This window comes from Streptomyces sp. NPDC093225, assembly GCF_044753805.1.
GTDB lineage: Bacteria > Actinomycetota > Actinomycetes > Streptomycetales > Streptomycetaceae > Streptomyces.
In genome coordinates, this window is the sequence record NZ_JBIVNX010000001.1 from 83,378 (window position 1) to 106,870 (window position 23,493).

A 23,493-nucleotide genomic window follows, 5' to 3' on the forward strand; every position below is an offset into this window, starting at 1 on the left:
GCCACCGGCCGCACGCCCGCGTTCAGGAGGCGAACGACAAATGGCCGAGAACATCATGAAGAGTCAACAGGACGACCTCAGTTCGCTCATGGAGCGGGCGTCGAAACGCGCATCCACCGTCCCCTTCGAGGGCTACGCCCGCGATGACGGGAACATCCCGGGCAACATCCTGATCGTCGAGTCCGGCGACCGTGTCTACTCCTTCGCCAAGTCCGACATCATGGACCGGGAGACCCTCGGTGAGGACCGGATCCGAGTGCACGTGCGAAGGGGTGCCACGGCGTTCCGCCTGGGCCGGATGCGCGCCGGTGAACCACTGGACACCTTCACGGTCGCCATGGAGGACATCGCACCGCCGCCGAGCCCCGTGACGCCGGGCGGGCCGAGGCCCGCGAGCCGCCCGTTCGGGCCCGCGAACGCGGAAGCGATGGAGCACCTGGCTCCACCACCGGTCACGCACGTGCCGGGCGCCCCGCGCTACGGGGCAGCGGGCGGGGGACCGGAACCGGCGATCCGGACCCGGGTGCTCGCCCCGCCCCTCTCCACCGTCGGGAGCCACTGGACGAACCGGTGCGTCGCCGGCGACGCCTTCGTCAACAACTGCGCCCATTTCCTCTCGGACGCGTTCATCCGCGCCGGATACACGGAGCTCTCCGATCCCAACCCGTACGTCCACGCCCGGTGCTACACCTACGCCCGCCGGCCCATCCGGGCGCGGGACATGTGGTCCTGGTTCAAGTACAAAGCGGTCCGCACGAGCGACACGCCGACGAAGGACACCGGGTGGTGGGCGGTCTTCCAGCTCGACGAGAGCGTGTACTGGGGCGGCCACGTGGTGCTGCTCGACACCGACACGTGGACGTACTACGGCACCGGCCATCACGACACGTGGCACCAGTACATGTACCAGTGGTGAAGGAGAGAAAAAGTGGCGTGATGTGGCGGTACGCACATTTTGGTCCTGCTTGTGGTGGGCCGGGTGGCGGCTGGCGCAGAATCGGTTCGGGGGCTTTGCGTACCCGGCTCTGAGGGGGGCGACAGCGGCCGGGGACGACCCGTGCGTTGCCTGGGGCTTCCGGGCGGGGACTCCGGTGCGACACGAGAGCGACATCCATGGCCATCAGCAGTAGGCGTATCCGTCGGCGGGCACACCGTGCCACCCTGGCAGCGGCCGTGCTCATCCCCGGGGTGCTCCTCTGCGCTCCGTCGTACGCCGCGGTGGGCGGCGGCGGGGAGGTGGCCAAGCCGTCGAAGGCCCGGCCGGCGAAGCCGCCCATGACGATCACCCGGGCGGCCACGGGTGCCGAGCGCTCGGTCGCCATCACCATCGACGACGGACCCGACCCCGTCTGGACCCCCAAGGTTCTCGACGTCCTCGACCGCTACCAGGTCAAGGCCACCTTCTGCATGATCGGCAAGCACGCGCAGGAGCACCCCGACCTGGTGCGGGAGGTCGCCGCCCGCGGGCATCGGCTGTGTGATCACTCGGTCGGCCACGACACGGCGATGGACCACAAAGCGGTCGCCTACCAGGAGCGGGAGATCGTCGGCGGCAAGGAGATGATCGAGAAGGCGGCCCCGGGCGTGCGCGTGGACTACTACCGCGCACCGGGTGGCGCCTTCACGCCGGACAGCCGCCGGATCGCCGCCGAGCACGGGATGCGGCCGCTGGGCTGGAGCGTGGACCCGAGGGACTGGAGCCGTCCGGGCGTGCCGTCGATCATCGACTCCGTGGAGAACCTGCTGGTCCACCGCCCCACCGTGCTCTTCCACGACGGGGGCGGCGACCGCTCCGAGACGGTGGCCGCATTGCAGCGGGTGCTCCCGTGGTTCGCCAAGAAGGGCTACGCCTTCACCTTCCCCGCCGTGGACACCGACTGACCGGGCGCCCCGCACCCGGCCGCGCCCGGGCCCCGAGGCGGCCGCCCTCGGATGGAGGTACGTTGGGTGGGCCGGCCACGTGATCTCGACCGGGGAAACGGCCCGGGTCCGCGGTCAGCGTCCCGGAAGGGGCTCGTATGACAGCGCAGCAGGCGGCTTCCCCCGGCGCGAGGACGACCTGGCGCATCCCGCTCGTGGCGGTTTCCCTCGTCGCCGCGTGCCTCGGCTGCGCAGGCCCCTCCAGGGCCGTGGTCGAGGCACCGCCGCCCGGCGCGGCGGCCGCTACGACGAAGGCCGCGACCTGTGCCGACACCGTCTTCGACGCGATGACGGAGCCGCAACGGATCGGCCAGCTCTTCATGGGCGGCGTCGCCGCCGCACGGCCCGACCCGAGTCAGATCCGAGTGCTGCAGGAGAACCACGTCGGGTCCGTCTTCCTGGCCGGGCGGAGCACGGCGGGCACGGCAGCGACCAGGACCCTGGTGGACGGCCTCCAGGCCGGCGCGGACACCGTCGCCGGACGCCCGGTGCGCCTGCTGGTGGCCACCGACCAGGAGGGCGGCCAGGTGCAGGTGCTGTCCGGCCCGGGTTTCTCGACCATTCCGAAGGCGCTCACGCAGGGGACCTGGTCGCCCGAGGTCCTGCGCTCCCGCGCCGAGCAGTGGGCCGAGGAGCTGGAGTCGGCCGGCGTGGACCTCAACCTCGCGCCCGTCGCCGACGTCGTACCGGCGAGCCTGGGCACGAAGAACGCGCCGATCGGCCGGTTCGGCCGGCAGTTCGGCTTCACGCCCGCGACGGTGACCGTCCACAGCGACGCGTTCCTGAAGGGCTCCGCCCAGGCCGGCGTACTGACCACGCTCAAGCACTTCCCCGGACTCGGCAGGGTCACCGGCAACACCGACACCACGGCGGGCGTGACCGACACGGAGACGGGCACGGGGAGCGCGAGCCTGGAGCCGTTCCGTTCGGGGATCAAGGCGGGCGCCTCCTTCGTCATGGTGTCCCTGGCCACGTACAGCAAGATCGATCCGCACCACCAGGCGGTGTTCTCCGCCCCGGTGATCCAGGGCATGCTCCGTACGACGATGGGCTTCAAGGGCGTGGTGATCTCGGACGACCTCGGGAACGCCGTGGCGGTGAAGGCCGTGCCCCCGGGCAACCGCGCCGTGGACTTCCTGAAGGCCGGCGGCGACCTGGTCCTGACCGTCAACCCGAGCCTGGTCCCCACCATGGCCAAGGCCGTACGGACGCGTGCGGCCCAGGACGCGGCGTTCGCCCAGCACGTGGACCAGAGCGTCCACCGGATCCTGTCGGCCAAGGCGCAGGCGGGCCTGCTGTCCTGCGGTTGAATCCGGGACTGCCCGAAGCGCCGGCCGTTAGGCCGCCTCTTCCGGATCTTGCCTGACCCGCGCCGCCCGGCACCGCACCTCGCCGCGTTGTCGAGGCACCCGAGTACGCCCAGTCCACGGGAGCCTCTCCGCCTTGCGATGTACGGCACCGGACGACGCGGGCTCGACCGGCAAGATCCGAAAGAGACGGCCTAGGCTGCGGGCATGTCGAACCTGGGACCCGTAGCCCTGCCGCCGCCCGAGCCGATCAGGACCGACAGGCTCGTCCTCCGCGGGCCCGAGCCCCGGGACCGGGCGGCGTTCATCGACCTGCTCGCCTCGCCGGAGGTGCACACCTACCTCGGCGGCCCCCGCCCACGTGACCAGCTCGAGCGCGAGATGCCGGAGGTGCCCGAGCCGCGGGCCGGCAGTTTCGTCGTCGATCTCGACGGGTCGATGATCGGCCAGGTCCTGCTCAGGAGGGTGACGGAGCACGGTCGCCCGGCCGCCGTCGGGAAGGTCGATCTCGGCTACCAGTTCCTGCCGACCGCGTGGGGATGCGGATACGCCGCCGAGGCGTGCGCGGCGGGCCTCGACTGGCTGGACGGTGTCCTTCCCGGCGAGCCGGTGGTGCTCGCCACCCAGACCGCCAACGCACGCTCGATGCGCCTCGCGTCGAGGCTGGGGTTCGCCGAGGTGGAGCGGTTCCACGCGTGGGGCGCCGAGCAGTGGCTCGGCCTCCGGTCCCCGGTCGTGCCGCGGGACGCCCCGTGATTCAGTCCCGTACGGCGCGGGTCGCTTCGACGATCACCTCGACGACCCGCGCCGGCTGCTCCACCAGGACCATGTGGCCCGCGTCCGGGACCGTCACCAGCGTGATCCGGGGCGCCGCCTCCAGGAGGCGGCGCTCCTCGTCCGTCAGGCCGATCTCGTCGTGGTCGCCCCGGACGACCCAGGCCCGGACTCCGGAGTCGCGCAGGCGGGGCGCCAGCGCGGGGTGCCGGTCCAGGTAGTCGTAGTAGTGACGCACGACCCGGCGGCAGAAGGCGGGGTCGTTGTTGCCGAGATCGTCGGCGAGCACCCGCGCACGGTCCGCCGGAACGTTCCCCTTCAGCATCTCCTTCCGCATCATCCGGGGCATCGTCCCCAGCATGACCGTCCATGCCAGGGGACCCAGGGCCGGCACCCGGCCCACCCGGTCGAGGACGCCGAGGAAGGCAGCCTCGTCCGCCTTGGAGAACGTCGGTGACAGCAGGACCAGGGGGCCGGCGAAGACGCCGAGGGCGGCCATCTCGATCGCGACGTTCGCCCCCATGCTGTGCCCCACCACCACGTCACAGCTTTCGGCGGCCGCCACGTCGCCCATCAGCCGCGCGTAGTTCTCCATCGACAGGTCCACTGGCGGTACGGTCCGGCCGAAGCCCGGCAGGGTCACCGCCGTCATCTCCAGCCCGGCCGCGGCCACCGCGGGCTGGGCCAGCACATCGCCGTAGAACTCGTCGGTGCACAACCCACCCGGCAGCAGCAGCGCCCGGTGCCCCGCACCCTCCCGCCGCGCCCCCGGACTCTCGTTCATAGGTCCACCGTGGCCCTGCCACGGGGATTCCGCGACCGAGCCCCGGTCACCGGCGGGCGGGCGGCGGACGGCCGCTCCGGCGGCGCGGCCGCGGACGCCCTGCCCGAGCCGCTTCGGTACGGCCCACCGCCTGCCGGCAATAGTTGAGAATTGTTCACTTTCCATTGACAGGGCGGGTCCGGGGACCCGAAAGTGCCGTGAGCAACCCCTCCGTCAGTTCCGCGCGGCCCTGTTCGGGAGTCCGTGCCCCGCCGACCGAAGCGAGTTCGCATGACCGCGCCCGTACCCGAGTTCCCGGCCGGCTTCCTCTGGGGAGTCTCCGCCTCCGCCTTCCAGATCGAGGGTTCCCCCACCGCCGACGGGCGGGGCGCCTCCTCCTGGGACGCCTTCACCCGGGAACACGGGCGCGTCAAGGACGGCTCGCACGCGGACGTGGCGACCGACCACTACCGGCGCTACCGCGAGGACGTGGCGCTGATGGCCGAACTCGGCGTCGGCGCCTACCGGTTCTCGGTCTCCTGGTCCCGCGTCCTGCCGGACGGCCACGGTCGCGTCAACCGCGAGGGGCTGGACTTCTACGACCGGCTCGTCGACGAACTGTGCGCCTCGGGCATCGCCCCGGTGCCCACGCTCTTCCACTGGGACACCCCGCTCGCCCTGGAGGAGCGCGGCGGGTGGCTCGACCGCGACACCGCCGAGCGGTTCGCGGCGTACGCCTCGGTGGTCGCGGAGCGCCTCGCCGACCGCGTCCCCATGTGGATCACCATCAACGAACCCGCCGAGGTCACGCTCCTCGGATACGGCCTCGGCGAACACGCCCCCGGCAGACGCCTCGTCTTCGACGCCCTGCCCGCGGCCCACCACCAGCTCCTGGCCCACGGCCTGGGCGTACAGGCACTGCGCGCCGCCGGCGCCCGCCGGATCGGGATCGCCGTCTCCCACAGTCCCGTCTGGGCCGCCGGTGACGGTGCGGCCGACCGGGAAGCCGCCGCGTTGTACGACACGCTCACCAACCACCTCTTCGCGGACCCCGTACTGACCGGCGCGTACCCGGACGAGGGCCTGGCCTCGCTGCTCCCCGGGCCGGTGGCGGAGGACCTCAAGACGATCTCGGCGCCGCTGGACTGGTACGGGATCAACTACTACAACCCGATGCTCGTCGGAGCCCCCCGGCCGAACGCCTCCTCCGCCTCCGCCGCCCCGTCCTCCTTCGGCGGCATCGAGATACCGTCGGACCTCCCCTTCGAGATCCGGCAGATCGAGGGAGGCGAACTCACCGACTTCGGCTGGCCGGTGGTCCCGGACGGCCTGCGCGAACTGCTCGCCACCCTGCGCGAGCGCTACGGCGACCGGCTGCCTCCCGTCTACATCACCGAGAACGGCTGCTCGTACGGTGACGGGCCGGACCCGGAGACCGGCCGCATCGACGACGCACGCCGGATCGCGTACCACGACGGCCACGTGCGGGCGCTGCACGAGGCGATGGCGGAGGGCGCCGACGTCCGCGGCTACTTCATCTGGTCGATCCTCGACAACTTCGAGTGGGCGGAGGGGTACCGGCAGCGGTTCGGGCTGGTCCACGTCGACTTCGAGACGCTGGAGCGGACGCCCAAGGAGTCGTACGCCTGGTACCGCGACCTGATCAAGAGCGGCAGATGACCGCCGAAGGCACGGCGGCCCCGAAGCCGGGGGCCGGGGCTGGGGCTGAGACCGGGGTAGGGGCAGGGGCCGGGGTCGCGGTCGGCGGACGCTGGGTGGGCGCGCTCTCCCTCGCCAACCTCGGTGTCTGGATCGGCTGGTTCGGACCCCTGCAGCTGCTCCTGGCCCGCCAGGCCGAACAGCTCGCCCCCGACCACAAGGCCGCCACCCTCGCCCTGGTCACCGGCGTGGGAGCCGCCGTCTCGATGGTCGCCAACCCCGTCTTCGGCGCGCTCTCCGACCGCACGACGGCAGCCGTGGGCCGGCGCATCCCCTGGGTCATCGCCGGCACGGTGGGCGGAGCCGCCGGACTCCTCGTCCTCGCCGGCGCACACCGCGTCGCCACCGTGATCGCGGGCTGGTGTCTGGTCCAGCTCGCCCTCAACGCGGCGTTCGCCGCCCTCACCGCGGCCGTCCCCGACCAGGTGCCGCCCCGGCAGCGCGGCCTGGTCGGCGGCTGGCTCGGCGTCTCCCAGGTCGCCGGCATCCTGGCCGGTACGGCGCTGGCCACGGTCGCGGGCGGCGTGGCCGCCGGCTACGCGGTCTGCGCGGTCTTCTCGGTGCTGGCGGCCGTACCGTACGTACTGATGCGGCGCGACAGCCCGCTCTCCCCGCACGCACGGCCGGACTTCCGGTGGGGGGCGTTCCTCCGCGGCTTCTGGATCGACCCGCGCCGCCATCCCGACTTCGGGTGGGCCTGGCTCACCCGGTTCCTGATGAACCTCTCGTACTCCATCAGCACGATGTACCTGCTCTACTACCTGACCGATGCCGTGCACTACGGGGACGACGCGGACGACGGCGTACTGATCCTCACGGCGCTCAACGCGCTCACCCTGCTCGCCACCGTGGTGATCGGCGGCATCCGGTCGGACCGCAGCGGCCGACGGAAGTCGTACGTCATCTGGTCGGGGCTGGTCATCTCCGCGGCCACCGCGCTGCTCGCCGTGTGGCAGACGTGGACCGGCGCGGTCGTCGCCTCGCTCGTGCTCGGCCTCGGTTTCGGCGTGTACACCGCCGTGGACTTCGCCCTGCTCACGGACGTGCTGCCGACCGCGGAGGACCGGGGCAGGGACCTGGGCCTCATCAACATCGCCAACGCGCTGCCCCAGGTGCTGGCCCCCGTGATCGCGGCCCCGATCGTCACCCACTTCGGCGGGTACACGGCCCTGTACGCGCTCGCGGGAGCCCTGGCCGTCGCGGGCTCCGTCCTGGTCCGCCGCATCCGCTCCGTTCCCTGAGCCGGCCCGTGCCGCCGCGCGCCCCGGCCGGCTCCGAGACGGCTGACGGCGGACTCAGCGCAGTTGCTCGGCGAGGCCGACGATGATGCCCTCCGGCCCGCGGAGGTAGCAGAGCAGATAGCTGTCCTCGAACCGGGCGATCTCGCCGACGAGTTCGGCGCCGTGCGGGCGCAGGCGGGCCACGGTGTCCTCGATGTCGTCGACGGCGAACATGACGCGGTGGGTGCCCAGGACGTTGTGCGGCCGGTTGCGCGGCCCGTCGCCGATCGCCGCGGGGCTGCGGTACTTCGCCAGCTCGATCCGGCTGTGACCGTCCGGGGTCCGGACCATCGCGATGTCACAGCGCACGCCGTCGAGTCCGGTGCACCGGTCGGCGAAGAGGCCCTCGACCTCCGCCCGGCCCTCCAGTTCCATGCCGAGTTCCACGAAGAACGCGATGGCGGCGTCCATGTCCTCGACGACGATGCCGACGTTGTCCATCCGCTGGATCGCCACGCTGGTCCCTCCGTCTTCCTCGTGCGGCCGGTGGTGGGCCGGCAGGGCTCAGAGCACGTGCATCAGGATGATGACGGCCGCGTCGGCCACCACGACGAAAAGGACCAGCGCCACGGTCGCCCAGGCGCGCTGCGACTCATCCCAGGACATGGTTGCCGCCCTCCAGGGCCGGTCCCCGGCGGTCCGGCCGGTCCCGTCGATTTTACGCCGTGGACCCGTGGCGGGCAGGAACGGCAAGGAGGCGGGCGCGCCCCGCCGACATCCGGTCGAACGTCTCCGGCGCACGCCGTACGCGCGGCGCTCGTGGTGGTCACGGACAGTGGTCGCAGCCGGCACCACTGCCGGCGCGGCGGGCGTGCGCGGGTCACCCGTCGGTGCGGGGCCCACCGGAGCATGACGGCAGGTCACCAGACCCTCACCCGTGCTGCGTTGTCAGTGGTGGGAGATACGTTCGAGGTCTTGGAAGCGCTGTTGCACGACAGGAGTGGACGATGACCGAGAGCAGTGTGCTGCCCGCGCTCAGGGTGGTGCTGACGGACGTCAACGAGCGTGTGGTGGAGGCGTGGCGTGCCGCGTTCGCCGACACCCCCGGCATCGAGATCCGCAAGGGCTCGATCCTCGACGAGGACGTCGACGCCTGGGTCACCCCCACGAACTCCCGGGGCCGGATGGACGGCGGCGTCGACGCCGTCATCAAGCGGTACCTGGGGTCCGGCATCCAGGTGCGCGTCCAGCGGGCGATCCGCGACCGGTTCGCCGGACCCCTGCCGGTGGGCAGCGCGGTCTGCGTCCCCTCCGGCGCGACCGTCCCCCGGTACCTGATCTCGACGCCGACGATGGTGCGGTCCTCGCAGAACGTGAGCGCCACGCTGAACGTGGCGCTGGCGTGCGCCGCAGCCTTCCAGGCCGTCCACCGGCAGAACCGGAAGCAGCCCGGCAGCATCCGGTCCGTGGCGCTGGTCGGGCTGGGGGCGCAGACCGGCCAGGTGCCGGCCCGGGTGTGCGCCAACCTGATGTGGACCGGCTACACGCTCTTCCACGACCACTGGTTCGAGGACGACGACGAGCTGCGCTCCACGATCACCTCCCAGCTCCACGGGATCGAGAACGCGCCCGTCGACCATCGGGTGCGCATCGTGCCGCCGGCGGCCGTCACGCCGCTCGCCCCCGCGCCGGCCCCCGGAACCCCGGCTCCCGCACCCGGCGCCGCCCCCTCTTCTCCCTCTGCCACGACGAGCGGAAGCGCCTCCGACATGACCGGATCGACGACCGGCGCCCCGGCGCCCGGCCAGCCGCCGCAGCCCCAGCCCGATGCGAACGACCCTCTCGCCCTGACCGAGCTCTTCGACGGCGGCGGGGAGGCCTGGCTCCCGCTGCTGAAGCCGGTCATCGAGGCGCAGCCGGACGCCGAGCGGTTCATCGGCAAGGGCCGCAGCCACGAGGTGGTCCCGGTCCGCGAGCTGACGTTCCAGGCGCTCAAGCCGAACCCGCCGCACAAGTGGAAGGTCGTGGTCTTCGGCCAGAACCCGTACCCGCGGCCGGAGAGCGCCACCGGCATCGCCATGTTCGACAACACCTTCAACGACTGGAAGGACAGCCAGTTCGGCCGGGTCGTCAGCATCCGGTGCCTCATCAAGGCGGCGGCGATGTGGAAGTACGGCATCGCCAAGAAGACCCCGATCGCCGACGTGCGGGCGCTGCTGAAGGAGCGGGACACGGTCCAGCCGCCGGAGTGGTTCCAGGCGATGCTGACGCAGGGCGTGCTCCTGCTGAACGCGTCGCTCACCGCGAGCGGCGACGGGGCGATGGGTGCCGACCAGCACACGGCGTTCTGGCGGCCGGTCGCCGAGCGGATCGTCGAGGAGATCCTCAAGGCCAAGCAGGAGGCGGCCGAGGAGGACCGCGGGGTCGTGTTCGCGTGGTGGGGGGTGCACGCCCGCAGCCTGAAGCGGGTCGTCCTGCGGCTCCAGCAGAAGTACCCGGACGTCGAGGTCCGCCACCTCGACCACGCGAACCCGGCGGCACAGGGCGACATCTTCTGCGAGGGCGACCACTTCGCCCAGGTCAACGACGCCCTGACCGCCCTGGGTGCCGACCGCATCGACTGGCTGCCGAGCAAGGGGTGGAACGAGACGGCGGCCGGCGCGGGCGGTGCGGACGGGGGCGTCGCGGCGCGCATGGGCGCCTTCATCGAGTCGACCATGAACCTGCACCAGCTGTACCTGGAACGCCTCACCAGCGTCAAGGACGAGGGCCTCGTCCTGCCCGCGATCACCGGTGTCTTCGACACCCCGTTGATGGACTTCCAGGACGCCGTCGCCCCGGTCTCCGCGGCGCTGTCCGGGCTGAACGGCCACATCCTGCGCTCCCGCGACTTCGGCAAGCAGCGTACGGACCAGGCGGCCGGCGGCGGCCTGTCCGCCGACGCGATCGCCGCGCTCCACCTCTACACCTGTGAGTCGGCCTTCTACCGCGAGATCAACAGCGTTCTGCGCTCGCCCGACCGCACCAGGGTCACGCCCTACCTGCCGTACCTGCGGCTGCTGTTCTCGGCCGTCTCGGAACTGCCGTCCTACACGCAGCCGCTGTGGCGCGGGGTGTCGCTGGACCTCCGGGCGCAGTACCCGGTGGGCCGGACGGTGACCTGGTGGGGCGTCTCCTCGTGCACCTCCGAGCTGAAGGTGGCCAAGGCGTTCCTGGGCAGTCGCGGCAAGCGGACCCTCTTCGAGGTGACACCGGCCCGGGCCGTCGGGATCAAGAGCTTCTCCGCCTTCACCGGCGAGGAGGAGTACATCCTCACGCCGGGTACCCAGCTCAAGGTGACGGAGGTGAAGAGCGAGCCCCGCGGGCTGTGCACGGTCCGGCTGAGCGAGGTCACGGACGCCACTCCCGTGGTGTCCTGAACCGCCTCCCGTTCCACGATCGCCATGGTCCCGGTTGCCGGACGCGCCCGCGCCCGGCAGCCAGGTGGCGGGGGCCGATCGTCGTCGCGCGGCCGTCCTCGTGGCCGGCGACGGCGTGCCGGCAGGAGCGGACCGGCCCGGATCTGCTCGACGCCGGGCCGAGCCCGCGCACGGAGCGGCCGCCGGCGGGATAATGGGAGCTTGTGGCCCTCACGTTCTTCGACGCGGGACGGCTGGCGCGTGACCTGCACGCCGCCGCGAGCCAGAGCACGGACTCCGGCGGGCGGGGGGCCGCGATCTCCCGGGTACTCGCCCCGCTCCTGCCCCACGACGGACTCAGTCTGGTGGCCACCGACCCGGCGACGGGCCTCGGCCTCGGGAGCTTCAGCTTCTGGCACGAATACGCCCCCTCGCTCGTCACCGACCTCGTCATGCACCGCTACCAGGGCGGCGACCCGAACCGCCCGGCCGCCCTCGCCGGTCTGACCACCCCGGCCACCGTCGTGGGCCCACCGGGCGACGGCGCCTTCGACCCGCGGGTGCGCGAGATCCTCACCGCGAACGGGGCGGGCTCCGAGCTGCGGCTCCTCCTCCAGGACCGGCACGGGGTGTGGGGCGCGCTCGGGCTGCTGCGCTGCGCCGGTGCCGGCCCGTTCGGCCCGGACGACCTCCAGCGGGCGGCCCGCCTCGGACCGGCGCTCGTCGCCGCCCTCCGCCGCTACGTCACCGAGGGCCCCCTCTTCCCCACGGTGCCCGCGCTTCCCGCCGGGGTGGTGACGGTGGGCCCCGACCACACGGTCACAGCGGTCAGCCCCCAAGCGCGGGACTGGCTGGACCGCCTGTCCTCACCGAGCGGGCACGTCTTCCCCGAGTGGGTCCCCGACGCGTTCCTCGTCGCCCTCTCCCTCGCCGCACGGTCCCGCGCACACGACGCCGACGCCTGGGTTCCGCTGGTGTGCGCCCCTCCCGTCGTCTGCGGGCGGTGGATGACCCTGCAGGGCCAGCCGCTCGACGCGGACGCCACCGGCGACGTCGCCCTGGTCCTCCAGGGAGCGGCCGGAGACCTCGTGATGCCGTCGTTCTGCGCCTGGTACGGGATCACCCCCCGCGAGCGCGCGACCCTGCGCGAACTGCGCACCGGCGCAGCCGTCAAACAGATCGCCCGGCGCCTCGAGCTGTCTCCGTACACGGTCAACGACCACCTCAAGTCCCTCTTCCGCAAGACGGGCGCCGACGGCCGCGACGAACTCATCGCCGCGCTGACCGGCTGACCGGCTGTCACGCCGACGGGCAACCCGTCCATCCCCCGTTTCAGGGGGTCGCCGCGGCACCGGACCGGCCCACCATGGGAAGGGAGTCCGGAACGTGCGGGGGCGGTCCGGGATCCCCACCCCATCGAAGGGAAACGGACATGAAGCACACCGATCTCCGCGAGCCCACGACCGGACGGGCGGTCGGCGGCAACGACGCGAACACCGCTTCCGACGAGGCGATCGCGCCCGACAGTGACGGCCGGGGCAAGGCGCGGGCGGACCTCCAGCACGTCGGCTTCACCTACACCCTCCGCGGCCGCGGCGTCTTCGAACGGCTGCTGGCAGCGCCCGGCGTGTCGGCGTTCACCGACGTGGTCGCAGGCGTCACGGAGGTGTACGACCCCACCAACAAGCCGTTCATGGGAGGCGCGGTCATGACGGTGCACAACGTGGTGCCGCTCGACGGCGAGCAGGTACGGATCCGCGTGGACTCGGGCTGGCCGCAGGACGTCAGCCTCAGGGTCAGCCTCCAGTACTTCGCCTGACCCCGCCCGACCCACCCGGCGACACCGACCCGGTGTCGCCGGGCGAGGCGCGACCGGTGCCCGGGGACGGGCGATTCGTGCGGGCCGCGCGATCAGTGCGAGCCTGGGCGGGTGAACGAAGACCTCTCCGCTGCCCTGCAGCGCGCGTCCGGCCACCGGCGCCGGTTCGAAGCCCGCTTCGCGGCGTACTTCGACTCCCTGACCGACCCCGCGGGCGGGACGCTCGAGACCCCGGCGCACGGCGCGTTCCCCGCCCGTGCCCTCGACCTGGTGCGCGACATGTCGCTGCGCGGCGGCAAGCGGCTGCGCGTGGTCCTCCTGCACGAGGCGGCCGCGCTGGTGACCGACGAGGACATACCGGGGCTGGACGAAGCGGCCATCAGCATCGAACTGCTGCAGACCCACGGGCTGATCCACGACGACATCATCGACGACGCGCCCGTACGCCGCGGTGGCCCCTCCACCTACTACGCCTACCGCCACGAGTTTCCGGACCGGCCCGGCACCGCCCTGGCCCTCGCCCTCCTCGCCGGCGACCTCGCGGCCTTCCTGTCCACGCGCGTCCTGCTCACCAGCGGTCTGCCCGCCGACCGCGTGCTGGCCATGGCCGCCGTCCACGCCGACACCGGGGCCGTCACGATCGCCGGGCAGATGATCGATCTGGAGCGCGACTTCCACGCCGCTCCGGACATCGAGCTCCTGCATGAGGTGACCGAGTACAAGTCCACCCGCTACTCCGTGCTCGCCCCGCTGCGCCTGGGCCTGCTCGCCGCCGGTACCGAGATCGCCCCGCACGACGGCGAACTGCGCGCCTACGCCAGCGCACTGGGGATCGCCAACCAGATCCACGACGACTGGCTCGACCTGTTCGGCGATCCGCAGGTCCTCGGCAAACCGGCCGGCTCTGACATCCGTTCCGGTCGCCGCAGCTACGCCGTCCGTGCTCTGCTGGCGGCCTGTGACGGGACCGGGCAGCAGCTGCTGAACGCATCCCTGGGCGATCCGGGGTGCGACGACGACACCCTCGACCGCATCCGCCACATCGCGCGCACGCACGGCATCGACCGGCAGCTTCGGGCCGACGCCGACCGTCATGCCCGCGAGGCCGCGGCCCGGGCGGCCACGTGGCGGGAACGCTGGCGGCCGGACGCGGTGGCGTTCTTCGAGCACATGCCGGCCTGGAGCGTCACCCGCGACCGCTAGGGGCTCGGGCGGCTCGAGAACCCGTCGTGCGGGGGTGTCGTGCCCGCGACGGGGACCGTGGCATTTCGCGCTCGGTGCTTTCCGGCCACCGTTGACGTTTTTCGGTCGTCAAGGGGCGTCGAGGGCTTCTCTAGGGGTTCAAGGTAGGGGTACGAGCCGCCTGATCGTTCTGCTAGACATAAGGCAATGGAACGTGCGTGCGGAGGCGGCGAACGGGTCCGGATAACCGAACTCGCCCGCTGCGTCCGGACCGGAAGCCGGAGTTTTCATCCCCTTGATCGCCAAGCAGAATGCCGATGGCTGGATCCGCCGCTATCACGCCGCGGACGAAAGCCCGATCCGACTGGTCTGCCTGCCGCACGCCGGCGGATCCGCCTCCTTCTACTTCCCCGTGTCCCGGGCCCTGGCCCCGGCGGTGGACGTCCTCTCCGTGCAGTACCCGGGACGCCAGGACCGCCGCCACGAGCCCGGGTTCACCGACATCCACGCCTACGCCGACGCCCTGACCAGCGCACTCCTGCCCTGGCTGGACCGGCCGACGGCCCTCTTCGGCCACAGCATGGGTGCCGTCCTCGCCTTCGAGGTGACCCGCCGACTGGAACGCGACCACGGCATCGCGCCCGTCCGCGTCTTCGCATCCGGCCGCCGTTCACCGTCGAGTTTCCGCCCCGAAAGCGTCCACCTGCGCGATGACGACGGCATCGTGGCCGAAATGCGCGAGCTCAGCGGAACCGACGCCGCGATTCTCGGCGACGAGGAGATCCTCCGCATGGTGCTGCCCGCCATCCGGAGCGACTACACCGCCATCGAGAATTACCGGGCGGCGCCCGACGACACGGTGAATGCCGACATCACCGTACTCACCGGGGAGTCCGACCCGCGCACCAGCCGGGAAGAGGCACAAGCCTGGGAAGCGCACACCACGGGCGGGTTCGACATCCACCGTTTTCCGGGTGGCCATTTCTTCCTTGCCCAGCAACAGGCGCACGTCTTGAAGATCATTTCCGAAAGGCTCGTGGCCACCGCCCACCAGGGCTGAGCCGCGCGCCGGGCCCGCCGCCTGACCGACGGCGGGCCCGGCGGCGAACCGACAGCAGGGACTCCGACGCCGGCCCGGCCGCCTCCCCGCAACGAGAGGCCGATCCCGCCCGGACCGCCCCAGAGAACCACCCCGCCCGCCCGGCGGAGCACGAGGAGGCACGAGCAGTGCAGTTCAGGGCAATCTCAGGTAGCCGGGGGAAAGGAAGCGCCGCAGTGGCAGCACCGGTCGAGCGTGAGAAGGAGTGGGACACGCTGGCCGACCTGCTCGGCAGCGCCCGCCGGGGCCGCGGACGCGTCGCCGTCGTCAGCGGTCCAGTCGCCGGCGGCAAGACCACCCTGTTGGAACGCTTCACCGAACACGCCCTGTCCGAAGGGGCGCTGGTCCTGGAAGCCGCCGGGTCCCGCGCCGAACGGTGGCTCCCCTTCGGCATCCTGCGCCGCATCCTGGACAGCGCCGCACCGCTGGACCCCGTGGTGCACGCCGAGGCCACCGCACTGCTCGACGCCGTCAGCACCCCCTCCCTCCCCGCCCCCGGGGGTCCCGCCCGCCCCGCCGCCGTGCACCCGGACCTCGGACACCCCGCCACCGGGTACGGCGCCGGATACCCGGCCGTCCCGTACCCCCGCGGCGCGGTGGCGCACGGGGACGCCGCGGCCGGCGTCGAAGCGGGCATGCAGGTCCTCCCGCACGTCTGCGCCTCGCTGCTGCGCCTCGCCCGCGACCGCACCGTCGTCATCGCGGTCGACGACGTCCACCACGGCGACGAGCTCTCCCGCGCCTTCCTGCTCTGCCTGGCCCGCCGGGTACGCCAGGCCGGCGTCCTCATCGTGCTCACCGAGGCGGTGCGCCTGCTGCCCGCCCAACTCGCCTTCCACGCCGAACTGCAGCGTCAGCCCAACTGCACCAGCATCAGGCTGCCCCTGCTCAGCGCCGACGGCACCGGCCGCGTCCTGGCCGAACGCCTCTCCACCGCCGCCGCCCAGCGACTGGCCGCCGACTGCCAGGACGCCACCGGCGGCAACCCCCTGCTGGTCAAGGCCCTGCTGGAAGACGGTGTGACCGCCCTCGGCGACAGCGAGCCGTTCCAGCCGCTGGCACCCGCCGAGACCTTCGAACGCGCCGTACTGGACTGCCTCCACCGCGGCGACCCCGAGACGGTCGCCGTCGCACGGGGCATCGCCGTCCTCGGCGACGCCGGCGCGCCGACCCTGCTCAGTCGGGTCAGCGGCACGCACGCCAAGACCGTCGAACTGGCCGTCCAGGACCTCAACCGGTGCGGGATGCTGCGCGACGGCGCCTTCCGCCACACCGCCACCCGCGACGCCATCCTGGCCGCCACCCCGCCCGGCGAACTCTCCGCCCTCCACCGGCGCGCTGCCGGCCTGCTGCACCAGGAGGGGGCGGCCGCGCTCCACGTGGCCCGGCACCTGCTCGCCGCCCGTACCCCGGCGGAGGACTGGGCCATCCCGGTCCTGCAGGACGCCGCCGAGTACGCCCTCGTCGACGACGACCCCGGACTCGCCCTGCGCTGCGGTGAACTGGCCGTGGACTCCTGCCCCGACGGCCCCCGCCGCACCGCCCTCAAGTCCCGCCTCGTCAGCATCGTCTGGCGCAGCAGCCCGGTCGCCGCCGAGAGCCATCTGCGCCAGCTGTCCCGCGAGTTCTGCGCCGGCCGGCTCACCGACCGCGACCTCCTCCACGCCGTGACCTGCCTGGCCTGGATGGGAGAGGCGCGGCAGGCGGCCGAGGCCGTGCGCGGCCTGCAGGCCGCCGCCCGCGAGGCGCGGGAGGCGGACGTGCCGTTCGCCTACGCCACCGGCACCCTCGCCGCCGCGCAGAGCTGGCTGTCCGTGGTGAGCCCCCCGGTCGCGGCCGTCTTCGCCGACCCCGGTCACCCCGACCCCCTGCGCGGCGGAGCCCCGCACCCGCCGGCGGGCACTTCCGCCCCCGGCACGGCTCCCGCCCCCTACGACATGCCGGACGACGCGCACGTGCCCGCCGGCCAGGCGCTGCGCACCGCGATGTGCGGCGGCCAGGGCGAGGCGGCCGTCGTCGAGGCCACCCGGGTGCTGCAGCGCTACCACCTGAGCGACCGGACCCTCACGCCCCTCGTCCTGGCCGTCCTCGCACTCGTCTACGCCGGCCGCATCGACCTCGCCCTCGCCTGGACCGACCGGCTGCTCGGCGAGTGCGCCACCCGCAGCGCGCCGACCTGGCAGGCGGTCCTCGGCGCCGTACGGGCCGAGGCCGCCCTCCGGCAGGGCGACCTGCCGGGCGCGGCCGCCCAGGCCCGCAGGGCCATGTCGCTCATATCGGTGCCGTGCTGGGGTGTGGGCATCGCCCTGCCGCTGGCCGTGCTCATCGAGGCCGAGACCCGGATGGGCAACCTCGACGAGGCGATGAGCCTGCTCGAGCAGCCGGTCCCCGAGACCATGCTGGAGACGCACATCGGACTGCACTACCTCCAGGCCCGCGGCCGGGCCCACCTCGCCACCGGTCGCCACCACGCCGCGCTGCGCGACTTCCTCACCTGCGGTGAGCTGATGCAGGCGTGGGGCATGGACGGCGTGGAACTGGCGCCGTGGCGGCTGGACGCCGCCGAGGCCTGGCTGGCCCTGGGCAACGTGCCGCGGGCCCGGGAGTACGTCGAGCAGCAGCGGCTGCGCGAGGCCGGACCGGCCGGCAGCAGGCCGCGCGGGTCCCTGCTGTACGCGCTGGCCCGCACCAGCGGTGACCTCGCGTACCGGCTGAAGCGGCTCACCGAGGCCGTGGAGATCCTCGAGCAGGGCGACGACCGCCTGCAACTGGCCCGGACGCTGGGGGAGCTGGGCAGCGCCTACCGCGCCGCGGGCGACTTCAACCGGGCCCGGATGCTCGTACGCAAGGCCTGGCACGTCGCCAAGTCCTGCGGGGCGCAGCCGCTGTGCCAGGAGTTCACCCCCGGCCAGGGCGACGGCGAGTCCGTGGCGGTCGCCGGACGCGAGGCGGAATCGCCCCGTGAGGCCGAGGTGCTGTCCGAGGCGGAGGCCCGGGTCGCGCTGCTCGCGGCACGCGGCCACACCAACCGGGAGATCGCCACCAAGCTGTACGTCACCGTCTCGACGGTCGAGCAGCACCTGACCCGGATCTACCGCAAGCTCCAGGTGAAGAGGCGCCGGGACCTGCCCGCCCGGCTGTGGGACCTGAGCCTGCCCGGCATCGCCTAGCGGGTGCGGTGTGGGGTGGGGGCGCGGGGGAGCGGCGGCCCGGGCGGGGGGCGGCGTACCGGGTCCCCCGCCCCGCACGCCGTGCCCCCCCCCGCCCGTACGCCCCCAGCCCCCCTGCCCGTCCGTCCGCCGGTCCGCGGTCCGGATCAGGACAGCAGGCCGCGGTCCAGGGCCGCCATGACCGCGGCGGTCCGGTCCGATACCGCTAGCTTCTTGAACGACCGCAGCAGGTGCGTCTTCACCGTCGCCTCGCTGATGAACAGCCGGCGTCCGATGTCCGCGTTGGTCAGGCCCTGCCGGACCAGTTGGAGCACCTCCCGCTCCCGATCCGACAGCACCGGCGGCTCCACCACCCGGGCCCGGAACAGCTTCGGCGCCAGGGACGGAGTCAGCACCGTCTCACCCCGCGCCGCCGCCTTCACCGCGTGCACCAGCTCCTCCCGCGAACTGCCCTTGAGCAGGTACCCCGCGGCGCCCGCCTCCACCGCGCGCAGGATGTCGGCGTCGTCCTCGTACGTGGTGACGATGACCACCTTCGTCCGCGGCAGCGCCCGCAGGATGTGCCCGGTCGCGGCCACCCCGTCCATCGCACCCATGCGCAGGTCCAGGAGGACGATGTCCGGCTCCAACCGGGTGGCCTGGAGCACGGCCTCCTCGCCCGAACCGGCCTGCCCCACGACCTCGATGCCCCCGTCCAGGTCCAGCATGGCGGACAGGCCCTCGCGGACCACCGGGTGGTCGTCGGCGAGCAGTACCCGCACCGGCGCGTGCTCAGCCATCGACCCGCTCCTGCGCCCCGGTGCCGCACGGCACCGTCACCTCGATGAGCGTGCCCTCTCCCGAGCCGCTGCTGACCTGAGCCATCCCGCCGATCTCCTCCACCCGGGCCCGCATCCCGCGCAACCCGAAACCGTCCCACTCGCCGTCCGTGTCGAAGCCCGCGCCGTCGTCGCGGACCACGAGCCGTACCGCGTCCGGCACGTACGCCACCAGCACCTCCACCCTACGGGCGTCCCGGGCGTGCTTGCGCACGTTGGCGAACGCCTCCTGCGCCGTCCGCAGCAGCACCACGTTCACCGCCATCGGAAGGGGCTGCTCCTCGCCCCGGGCCGTGCACCGCACGGTCAGCCCGGTCTCCTCCCGCAGCAGGTCCGCCTGCCGGCGTACGGCCTGCACCAGCGAGCTCTCCCGGAGCGCCGGCGGGGTCAGCGCGGAGACGAAGCCGCGGGCCTCCGCGAGGCCGTCCTTCGCGACCCGGCCGGCCAACCCGAGCCGGGTCCTGGCCCGTTCGGGGTTGTCCTCCACCTCCGACTCGGCGGCCTGGACCAGGCTGATGATGCTGGTCAGGCTCTGCGCGAGGGTGTCGTGGATCTCCCGGGCCAGCCGCTCCCGCTCGGCGGACACACCTGCCCGGTGGGAGAGCAGGGCCTCGCGCTCCCTGCTGCGCCGCAACTCCGCGATCAGCTCGGCCCGGTCGGCGCTCTGCCGCACCACCCGGGTGATCCACAGGCCGAGCAGCACCGACAGCGCGATGCCCAGCAGCGAGATCGGCAGCACCGAGAGGATGTGCGGGTCGAACTCGCCCCCGCGCAGCCACACCACCGTCACCGGCCACAGGTTGGCCACGACGACCAGGACGATCGCGGACGGCATCGGCAGGCTCATCATCAGCATCGGGACCACTGCGAACAGCGCGAAGGAACCCGCGAGGTCGAGCGTGCTGGACGTGGTGAAGAGCAGGAACAGGCCGGCCGAGAAGACCGCGTTCCGCCGGCCCTTCGTCGCCAGGACCATCGGTCTGCGGCCGACCCCGGCGTACCAGGGAACGATCAGCGTCAGCGCGCCGATGGCGAACGCCCGGTGGGTCTGGTTCTCGTCGGAGGCGAACAGCAGGGCGACGGTGACGAGGTAGGAGATGGCGAAGTAGCCGTCCCACAGGCCGAACCAGCGCCGCCCCGAGTCGGGGCCGTGGTACGCGGCCGTGCGCGGGTCCTCCATCTCCTCGTCCGTTTCTATGTACACGCCACCAGTCCTACCACGAGCCCCGCCGGTGTCCGTCGATCGGTGGACAGCCGGTCCCACCGATCGGTCGGCACCGGCGCGCCGACCGCGGACCTACGTTGGAGCAGGCGGAGGGAGAGCCGCGCAGGGGCCCGGGAGCACCGGGAGGACACGGGAAGGGCGGGGCGGGGACGTGGGGCAGTTCACGGCGGCACTCATCACCGGCGGATCGATCCTGATGGCCGTCCTCGCGACGGACTCCGGCAACCGCCGCATCACCGCCGTGAGGGTCGCCGCCCCCATGCTGGTGGCGGTCGGCGCCGCCACGGCGTGCGTAGACTCTTTCCCGACGGCGGGGAACGACCCGTCGCTGCACCTCGCCGGCATCGGCGTGGGCGCCATCTGCGGGCTCGTCGCGGGCTCGCTGCTCCCCGCCCACCGGGGCGGCTCGGGGGAGGCCCGCAGCCTCGGCGGTCCCGCGCACGCGGCGGTCTGGACCCTCCTCGTCACCGTGCAGGCCCTCTTCGCGTACGGCAGCGAGCACTGGTACGCGGCCGGCATCGACCGGTTCACCACCGACCACCAACTCAGCGGCAGGGACGTGCTCGTGAGCGCGCTCGCCGTCATGTCGCTGTCGGCGGTGGCGGCCCGGACGGCCGTCCTGCTGTCCCGCTGGCACGCGGTGCGCACGGCGGGCCGGCCATGACGCGGGGCGCGTCCGACCGGCGTCGGTCCAAGATCATCAAGGAACTAGGGTGAAGCAGTGGTACACAACACAGAACTGAGGCTCCGTCCGCCTCGCAACCGGGTCGACAGGCGTGCGATCGGCTGGTGGACCCTCCAGTCTTCGCTGTTCGCCCTCCCGCTGCCGCTCGTCTTCGGCATCCTCTACCTGTCCATCCCCCCGGCCCGGTTCGTCTTCGTCTGGCTGTTCCTCGCCACCCTGGTCCCGGGACTGCTGTACATGGGCGCGATGCCCCTCTGGCGCTACCGCGTGCACCGCTGGGAGACCACGGAGGAGGCCGTCTACGCCGCCTCGGGCTGGCTCTGGCAGCGGTGGCGGGTCGTCCCGCTCTCCCGCATCCAGACCGTCGACCTCCTGCGCGGCCCGCTCCAGCAGATGTTCGGACTTTCCGGGATCACGGTCACGAGCGCCTCCTCGGCCGGCGCCGTGAAGATCAAGGGGCTCGAGCACGCCATGGCCGCCGAACTCGTCGAGCAGCTCACCAGGTCCACCCAGGCCGTGCCGGGAGACGCCACATGATGTCGGACGCCGCCGCGCCCGCCCGGGCCGGTACGCCGGACGAGGAGTGGGGACGGCTCAACCCCCGCCTCCTCCTGGTCAACCTGAGCGTGGTCGGAACGCCGCTCGCCACCTTCGCCGCGGCCCTCCTCCTCAACGACGGCCGGGTCGACCTCCAGGTCCTGATCACGCTCGGCACGCTGCTGATCACCGCCCTGGTCATCGCCGGCATCAGTCTGATGCGGCTCGCCACCACCCGCTACCGGGTCACGGCCGACCGCGTCGAGGTCCACAAGGGCCGGTTCTTCCGCAGCGAGCGGTCCGTTCCCGCCGACCGCATCCGCAGTGTCGACCTCACCGCCAACCCCCTGCACCGGATCTTCGGCCTGACCTCCCTGAAGGTCGCCACCGGCGACCAGGGCTCCGCCGACGGCGGGCTGTCCCTGGACGGCCTGAGCCTCGCCGACGCGACCGAACTGCGCCGGCGGCTGACCGAACTCCGCCGGGCCGCCCAGGACGCGCACCACCCCGAGGCGGGCGCCGACCCCACGATCGCCGCACTCGACTGGGCCTGGCTTCGGTACGCCCCCCTGACCCTGTGGGGCGTCGGCGGCGTCTTCATCGCCGTCGGCAGCGTCTACCGCACCCTGCACGAGATGAAGATCGACCCCCTGGAACTCGGCATCGTCAAGGACCTCGAGGAACGCTTCGGCTCCGTGCCCCTCTGGTACGGCCTCCTCGTGACCGCCCTGGTCATCGTCGCCGTCGGGGTCGCCGGCTCGACCGCCACCTTCATCGAGGGCTGGGGCGGCTACCGCCTGGACCGCGAGGAGCCCGGCCTGCTGCGGGTCCGCCGCGGCCTGCTGATCACCCGCTCGGTCAGCGTCGAGGAACAGCGCCTACGCGGCACCGAGGTGGCCGAGCCGATGCTGCTGCGCTGGGCCGGGGGCGCCCGGGTGAAGGCCGTCGCCAGCGGCCTCGGCGACGAGGACGAGAACAGCAGCCGCAGCCGGCTCACCCCGCCCGTCCCGCTGGCCCTGGCCCGCCGCGTCGCCGCCGACGTCCTCGGCGAGACCGTCGCCCCCACCACCGCGGCGCAGCTCGTCCCGCACCCCCGGGCGGCGCTGCGCCGCCGGATCAACCGTGCCCTCCTCTGGTCCGCGCTCGCCGCGGCGCTGCTCGCCGGCCCCGGCCTGTGGCTCACCCCCGTGCTGGTGCACACCGGTTGGATCACAGGGCTGGTGCTGCTCGCCGCCGGCACGGCCCTGGCGTTCGACGCCTACCGCAGCCTCGGGCACGCCGTGCACGGCCGCTACCTCGTCACCCGGTCCGGCACCTTCACCCGCCGCACCGCGGCCGTCCGGCGCGACGGCATCATCGGCTGGTCCATCACCCGCTCGCCCTTCCAGCGCCGGGCCGGCCTGCTCACGCTGGGCGCCGCCACCGCAGCCGGGACCGGCGTCTACAAGGTGCGCGACGTGGCCGTGTCCGACGGACTGGCCCTCGCCGAAGAAGCCGTCCCGGACCTCCTCGCCCCGTTCCTCGAACACCGCCCGCGCGGCACGGCCGGTACCCGGTAGTCCGGACCACCGGGTACCGGCGGGCCGGACCCGCCGGGCCGGACCCGCCGGGCCGGACCCGCCGGGCCGTCCCACCCCCGGGCGGCGGGACGGGAGGGGAGGGGAGGGAGGGGAGCGAGGGACGGGCGGTCCCGTCGACCGTCCCCTGCCGCCCCTCCCGCCGCCCGGCCGCGGTCCCCGACCACCGCGAGCGCGTCCCGCTGTAGGGGCCCGTAGGGGAGGGGACCCGAGCGGGGACCGCACGCGCGCGGCCGTCCGCGCCCGTCCGGTGGACGGGCGCGTCCCGGGAACGGCCGGG

General features: G+C 73.0%; 19 protein-coding genes. 15 read left to right on the forward strand and 4 right to left on the reverse strand.

All coding sequences use genetic code 11. The annotated features are described in order from the left end of the window. Positions 1-40: 40 nt before the first annotated feature. The 4 genes from ACIQCH_RS00405 (at position 41) to ACIQCH_RS00420 (ending at position 3,983) form a co-directional block, all read left to right on the forward strand. Positions 41-916, forward strand: a complete 876-nt coding sequence (locus ACIQCH_RS00405) for a hypothetical protein (protein WP_402576321.1) — start codon at positions 41-43, stop codon at positions 914-916. Between the two features lie 197 nt (positions 917-1,113). Next, positions 1,114-1,881 carry a polysaccharide deacetylase family protein gene (locus tag ACIQCH_RS00410; RefSeq protein ID WP_402576323.1) on the forward strand — a complete coding sequence of 256 codons (768 nt, stop codon included), beginning with the start codon at positions 1,114-1,116 and terminating at the stop codon, positions 1,879-1,881. A 137-nt stretch (positions 1,882-2,018) separates the two neighbouring features. Further along, the gene (locus ACIQCH_RS00415) at positions 2,019-3,230 is read left to right on the forward strand and encodes a glycoside hydrolase family 3 N-terminal domain-containing protein (RefSeq protein WP_402576325.1); all 1,212 of its coding nucleotides are present in this window, start codon (positions 2,019-2,021) and stop codon (positions 3,228-3,230) included. A gap of 204 nt (positions 3,231-3,434) precedes the next feature. Then, positions 3,435-3,983: a GNAT family N-acetyltransferase gene (locus ACIQCH_RS00420; RefSeq protein WP_402576327.1), complete on the forward strand. Its 549-nt coding sequence runs from the start codon at positions 3,435-3,437 to the stop codon at positions 3,981-3,983. 1 nt (position 3,984) lies between these two features. Here the strand turns inward: ACIQCH_RS00420 and ACIQCH_RS00425 are convergent, their stop codons facing one another. Further along, on the reverse strand, positions 3,985-4,785 hold the full coding sequence (locus ACIQCH_RS00425; protein WP_402576329.1) for an alpha/beta fold hydrolase: 801 nt from the start codon (positions 4,783-4,785) through the stop codon (positions 3,985-3,987). A 270-nt stretch (positions 4,786-5,055) separates the two neighbouring features. Between ACIQCH_RS00425 and ACIQCH_RS00430 the strand changes: the two genes are divergently transcribed. Beyond that, positions 5,056-6,444: a GH1 family beta-glucosidase gene (locus ACIQCH_RS00430; RefSeq protein ID WP_402576331.1), complete on the forward strand. Its 1,389-nt coding sequence runs from the start codon at positions 5,056-5,058 to the stop codon at positions 6,442-6,444. Then, entirely contained in the window at positions 6,441-7,724 is a 1,284-nt protein-coding gene (locus ACIQCH_RS00435; RefSeq protein ID WP_402576333.1) for an MFS transporter, read from the forward strand. The genes ACIQCH_RS00430 and ACIQCH_RS00435 overlap by 4 nt, the downstream gene beginning before the upstream one ends. A gap of 54 nt (positions 7,725-7,778) precedes the next feature. Here the strand turns inward: ACIQCH_RS00435 and ACIQCH_RS00440 are convergent, their stop codons facing one another. Beyond that, a complete protein-coding gene (locus ACIQCH_RS00440; protein ID WP_402576335.1) occupies positions 7,779-8,219 on the reverse strand; it encodes a VOC family protein in 441 nt (146 codons plus the stop codon). A gap of 491 nt (positions 8,220-8,710) precedes the next feature. Between ACIQCH_RS00440 and ACIQCH_RS00445 the strand changes: the two genes are divergently transcribed. The 6 genes from ACIQCH_RS00445 to ACIQCH_RS00470 all read left to right on the forward strand — a co-directional run bounded on the left by ACIQCH_RS00445 (position 8,711) and on the right by ACIQCH_RS00470 (position 18,371). Next, positions 8,711-11,122, forward strand: coding sequence for an ADP-ribosyltransferase domain-containing protein (locus tag ACIQCH_RS00445; RefSeq protein ID WP_402576337.1), 2,412 nt, complete (start codon positions 8,711-8,713; stop codon positions 11,120-11,122). Positions 11,123-11,325: 203 nt separating this feature from the next. Continuing rightward, positions 11,326-12,393 carry a helix-turn-helix transcriptional regulator gene (locus ACIQCH_RS00450; protein WP_402576339.1) on the forward strand — a complete coding sequence of 356 codons (1,068 nt, stop codon included), beginning with the start codon at positions 11,326-11,328 and terminating at the stop codon, positions 12,391-12,393. A gap of 140 nt (positions 12,394-12,533) precedes the next feature. Continuing rightward, a complete protein-coding gene (locus ACIQCH_RS00455) occupies positions 12,534-12,920 on the forward strand; it encodes a hypothetical protein (protein ID WP_402576341.1) in 387 nt (128 codons plus the stop codon). A gap of 111 nt (positions 12,921-13,031) precedes the next feature. Then, positions 13,032-14,123 (forward strand): polyprenyl synthetase family protein, encoded by a 1,092-nt coding sequence (locus tag ACIQCH_RS00460; RefSeq protein WP_402576343.1) that lies wholly within the window; start codon positions 13,032-13,034, stop codon positions 14,121-14,123. Positions 14,124-14,397: 274 nt separating this feature from the next. Beyond that, entirely contained in the window at positions 14,398-15,162 is a 765-nt protein-coding gene (locus tag ACIQCH_RS00465) for a thioesterase II family protein (RefSeq protein ID WP_402576345.1), read from the forward strand. 215 nt (positions 15,163-15,377) lie between these two features. Continuing rightward, positions 15,378-18,371, forward strand: coding sequence for an AAA family ATPase (locus tag ACIQCH_RS00470; protein WP_402576347.1), 2,994 nt, complete (start codon positions 15,378-15,380; stop codon positions 18,369-18,371). A 146-nt stretch (positions 18,372-18,517) separates the two neighbouring features. Here ACIQCH_RS00470 and ACIQCH_RS00475 read toward each other — a convergent pair whose 3' ends face one another. Together ACIQCH_RS00475 and ACIQCH_RS00480 are read right to left on the reverse strand one after the other, a co-directional pair. Next, a complete protein-coding gene (locus ACIQCH_RS00475) occupies positions 18,518-19,150 on the reverse strand; it encodes a response regulator (RefSeq protein ID WP_402576349.1) in 633 nt (210 codons plus the stop codon). Beyond that, complete coding sequence (locus tag ACIQCH_RS00480; protein WP_402576351.1) at positions 19,143-20,393, reverse strand: sensor histidine kinase; 1,251 nt, start codon at positions 20,391-20,393, stop codon at positions 19,143-19,145. The genes ACIQCH_RS00475 and ACIQCH_RS00480 overlap by 8 nt, the downstream gene beginning before the upstream one ends. Positions 20,394-20,565: 172 nt before the next feature. Here ACIQCH_RS00480 and ACIQCH_RS00485 point away from each other — a divergent pair, with 172 nt between their 5' ends. Genes ACIQCH_RS00485 through ACIQCH_RS00495 form a run of 3 tightly spaced genes read left to right on the forward strand, consistent with a single transcriptional unit; the run spans position 20,566 to position 23,195 of the window. Continuing rightward, positions 20,566-21,078, forward strand: coding sequence for a hypothetical protein (locus tag ACIQCH_RS00485; protein ID WP_402576353.1), 513 nt, complete (start codon positions 20,566-20,568; stop codon positions 21,076-21,078). A gap of 57 nt (positions 21,079-21,135) precedes the next feature. Beyond that, a complete protein-coding gene (locus ACIQCH_RS00490) occupies positions 21,136-21,636 on the forward strand; it encodes a PH domain-containing protein (RefSeq protein WP_402576355.1) in 501 nt (166 codons plus the stop codon). Beyond that, positions 21,633-23,195, forward strand: coding sequence for a PH domain-containing protein (locus ACIQCH_RS00495; protein ID WP_402576357.1), 1,563 nt, complete (start codon positions 21,633-21,635; stop codon positions 23,193-23,195). The genes ACIQCH_RS00490 and ACIQCH_RS00495 overlap by 4 nt, the downstream gene beginning before the upstream one ends. Positions 23,196-23,493: the final 298 nt, after the last annotated feature.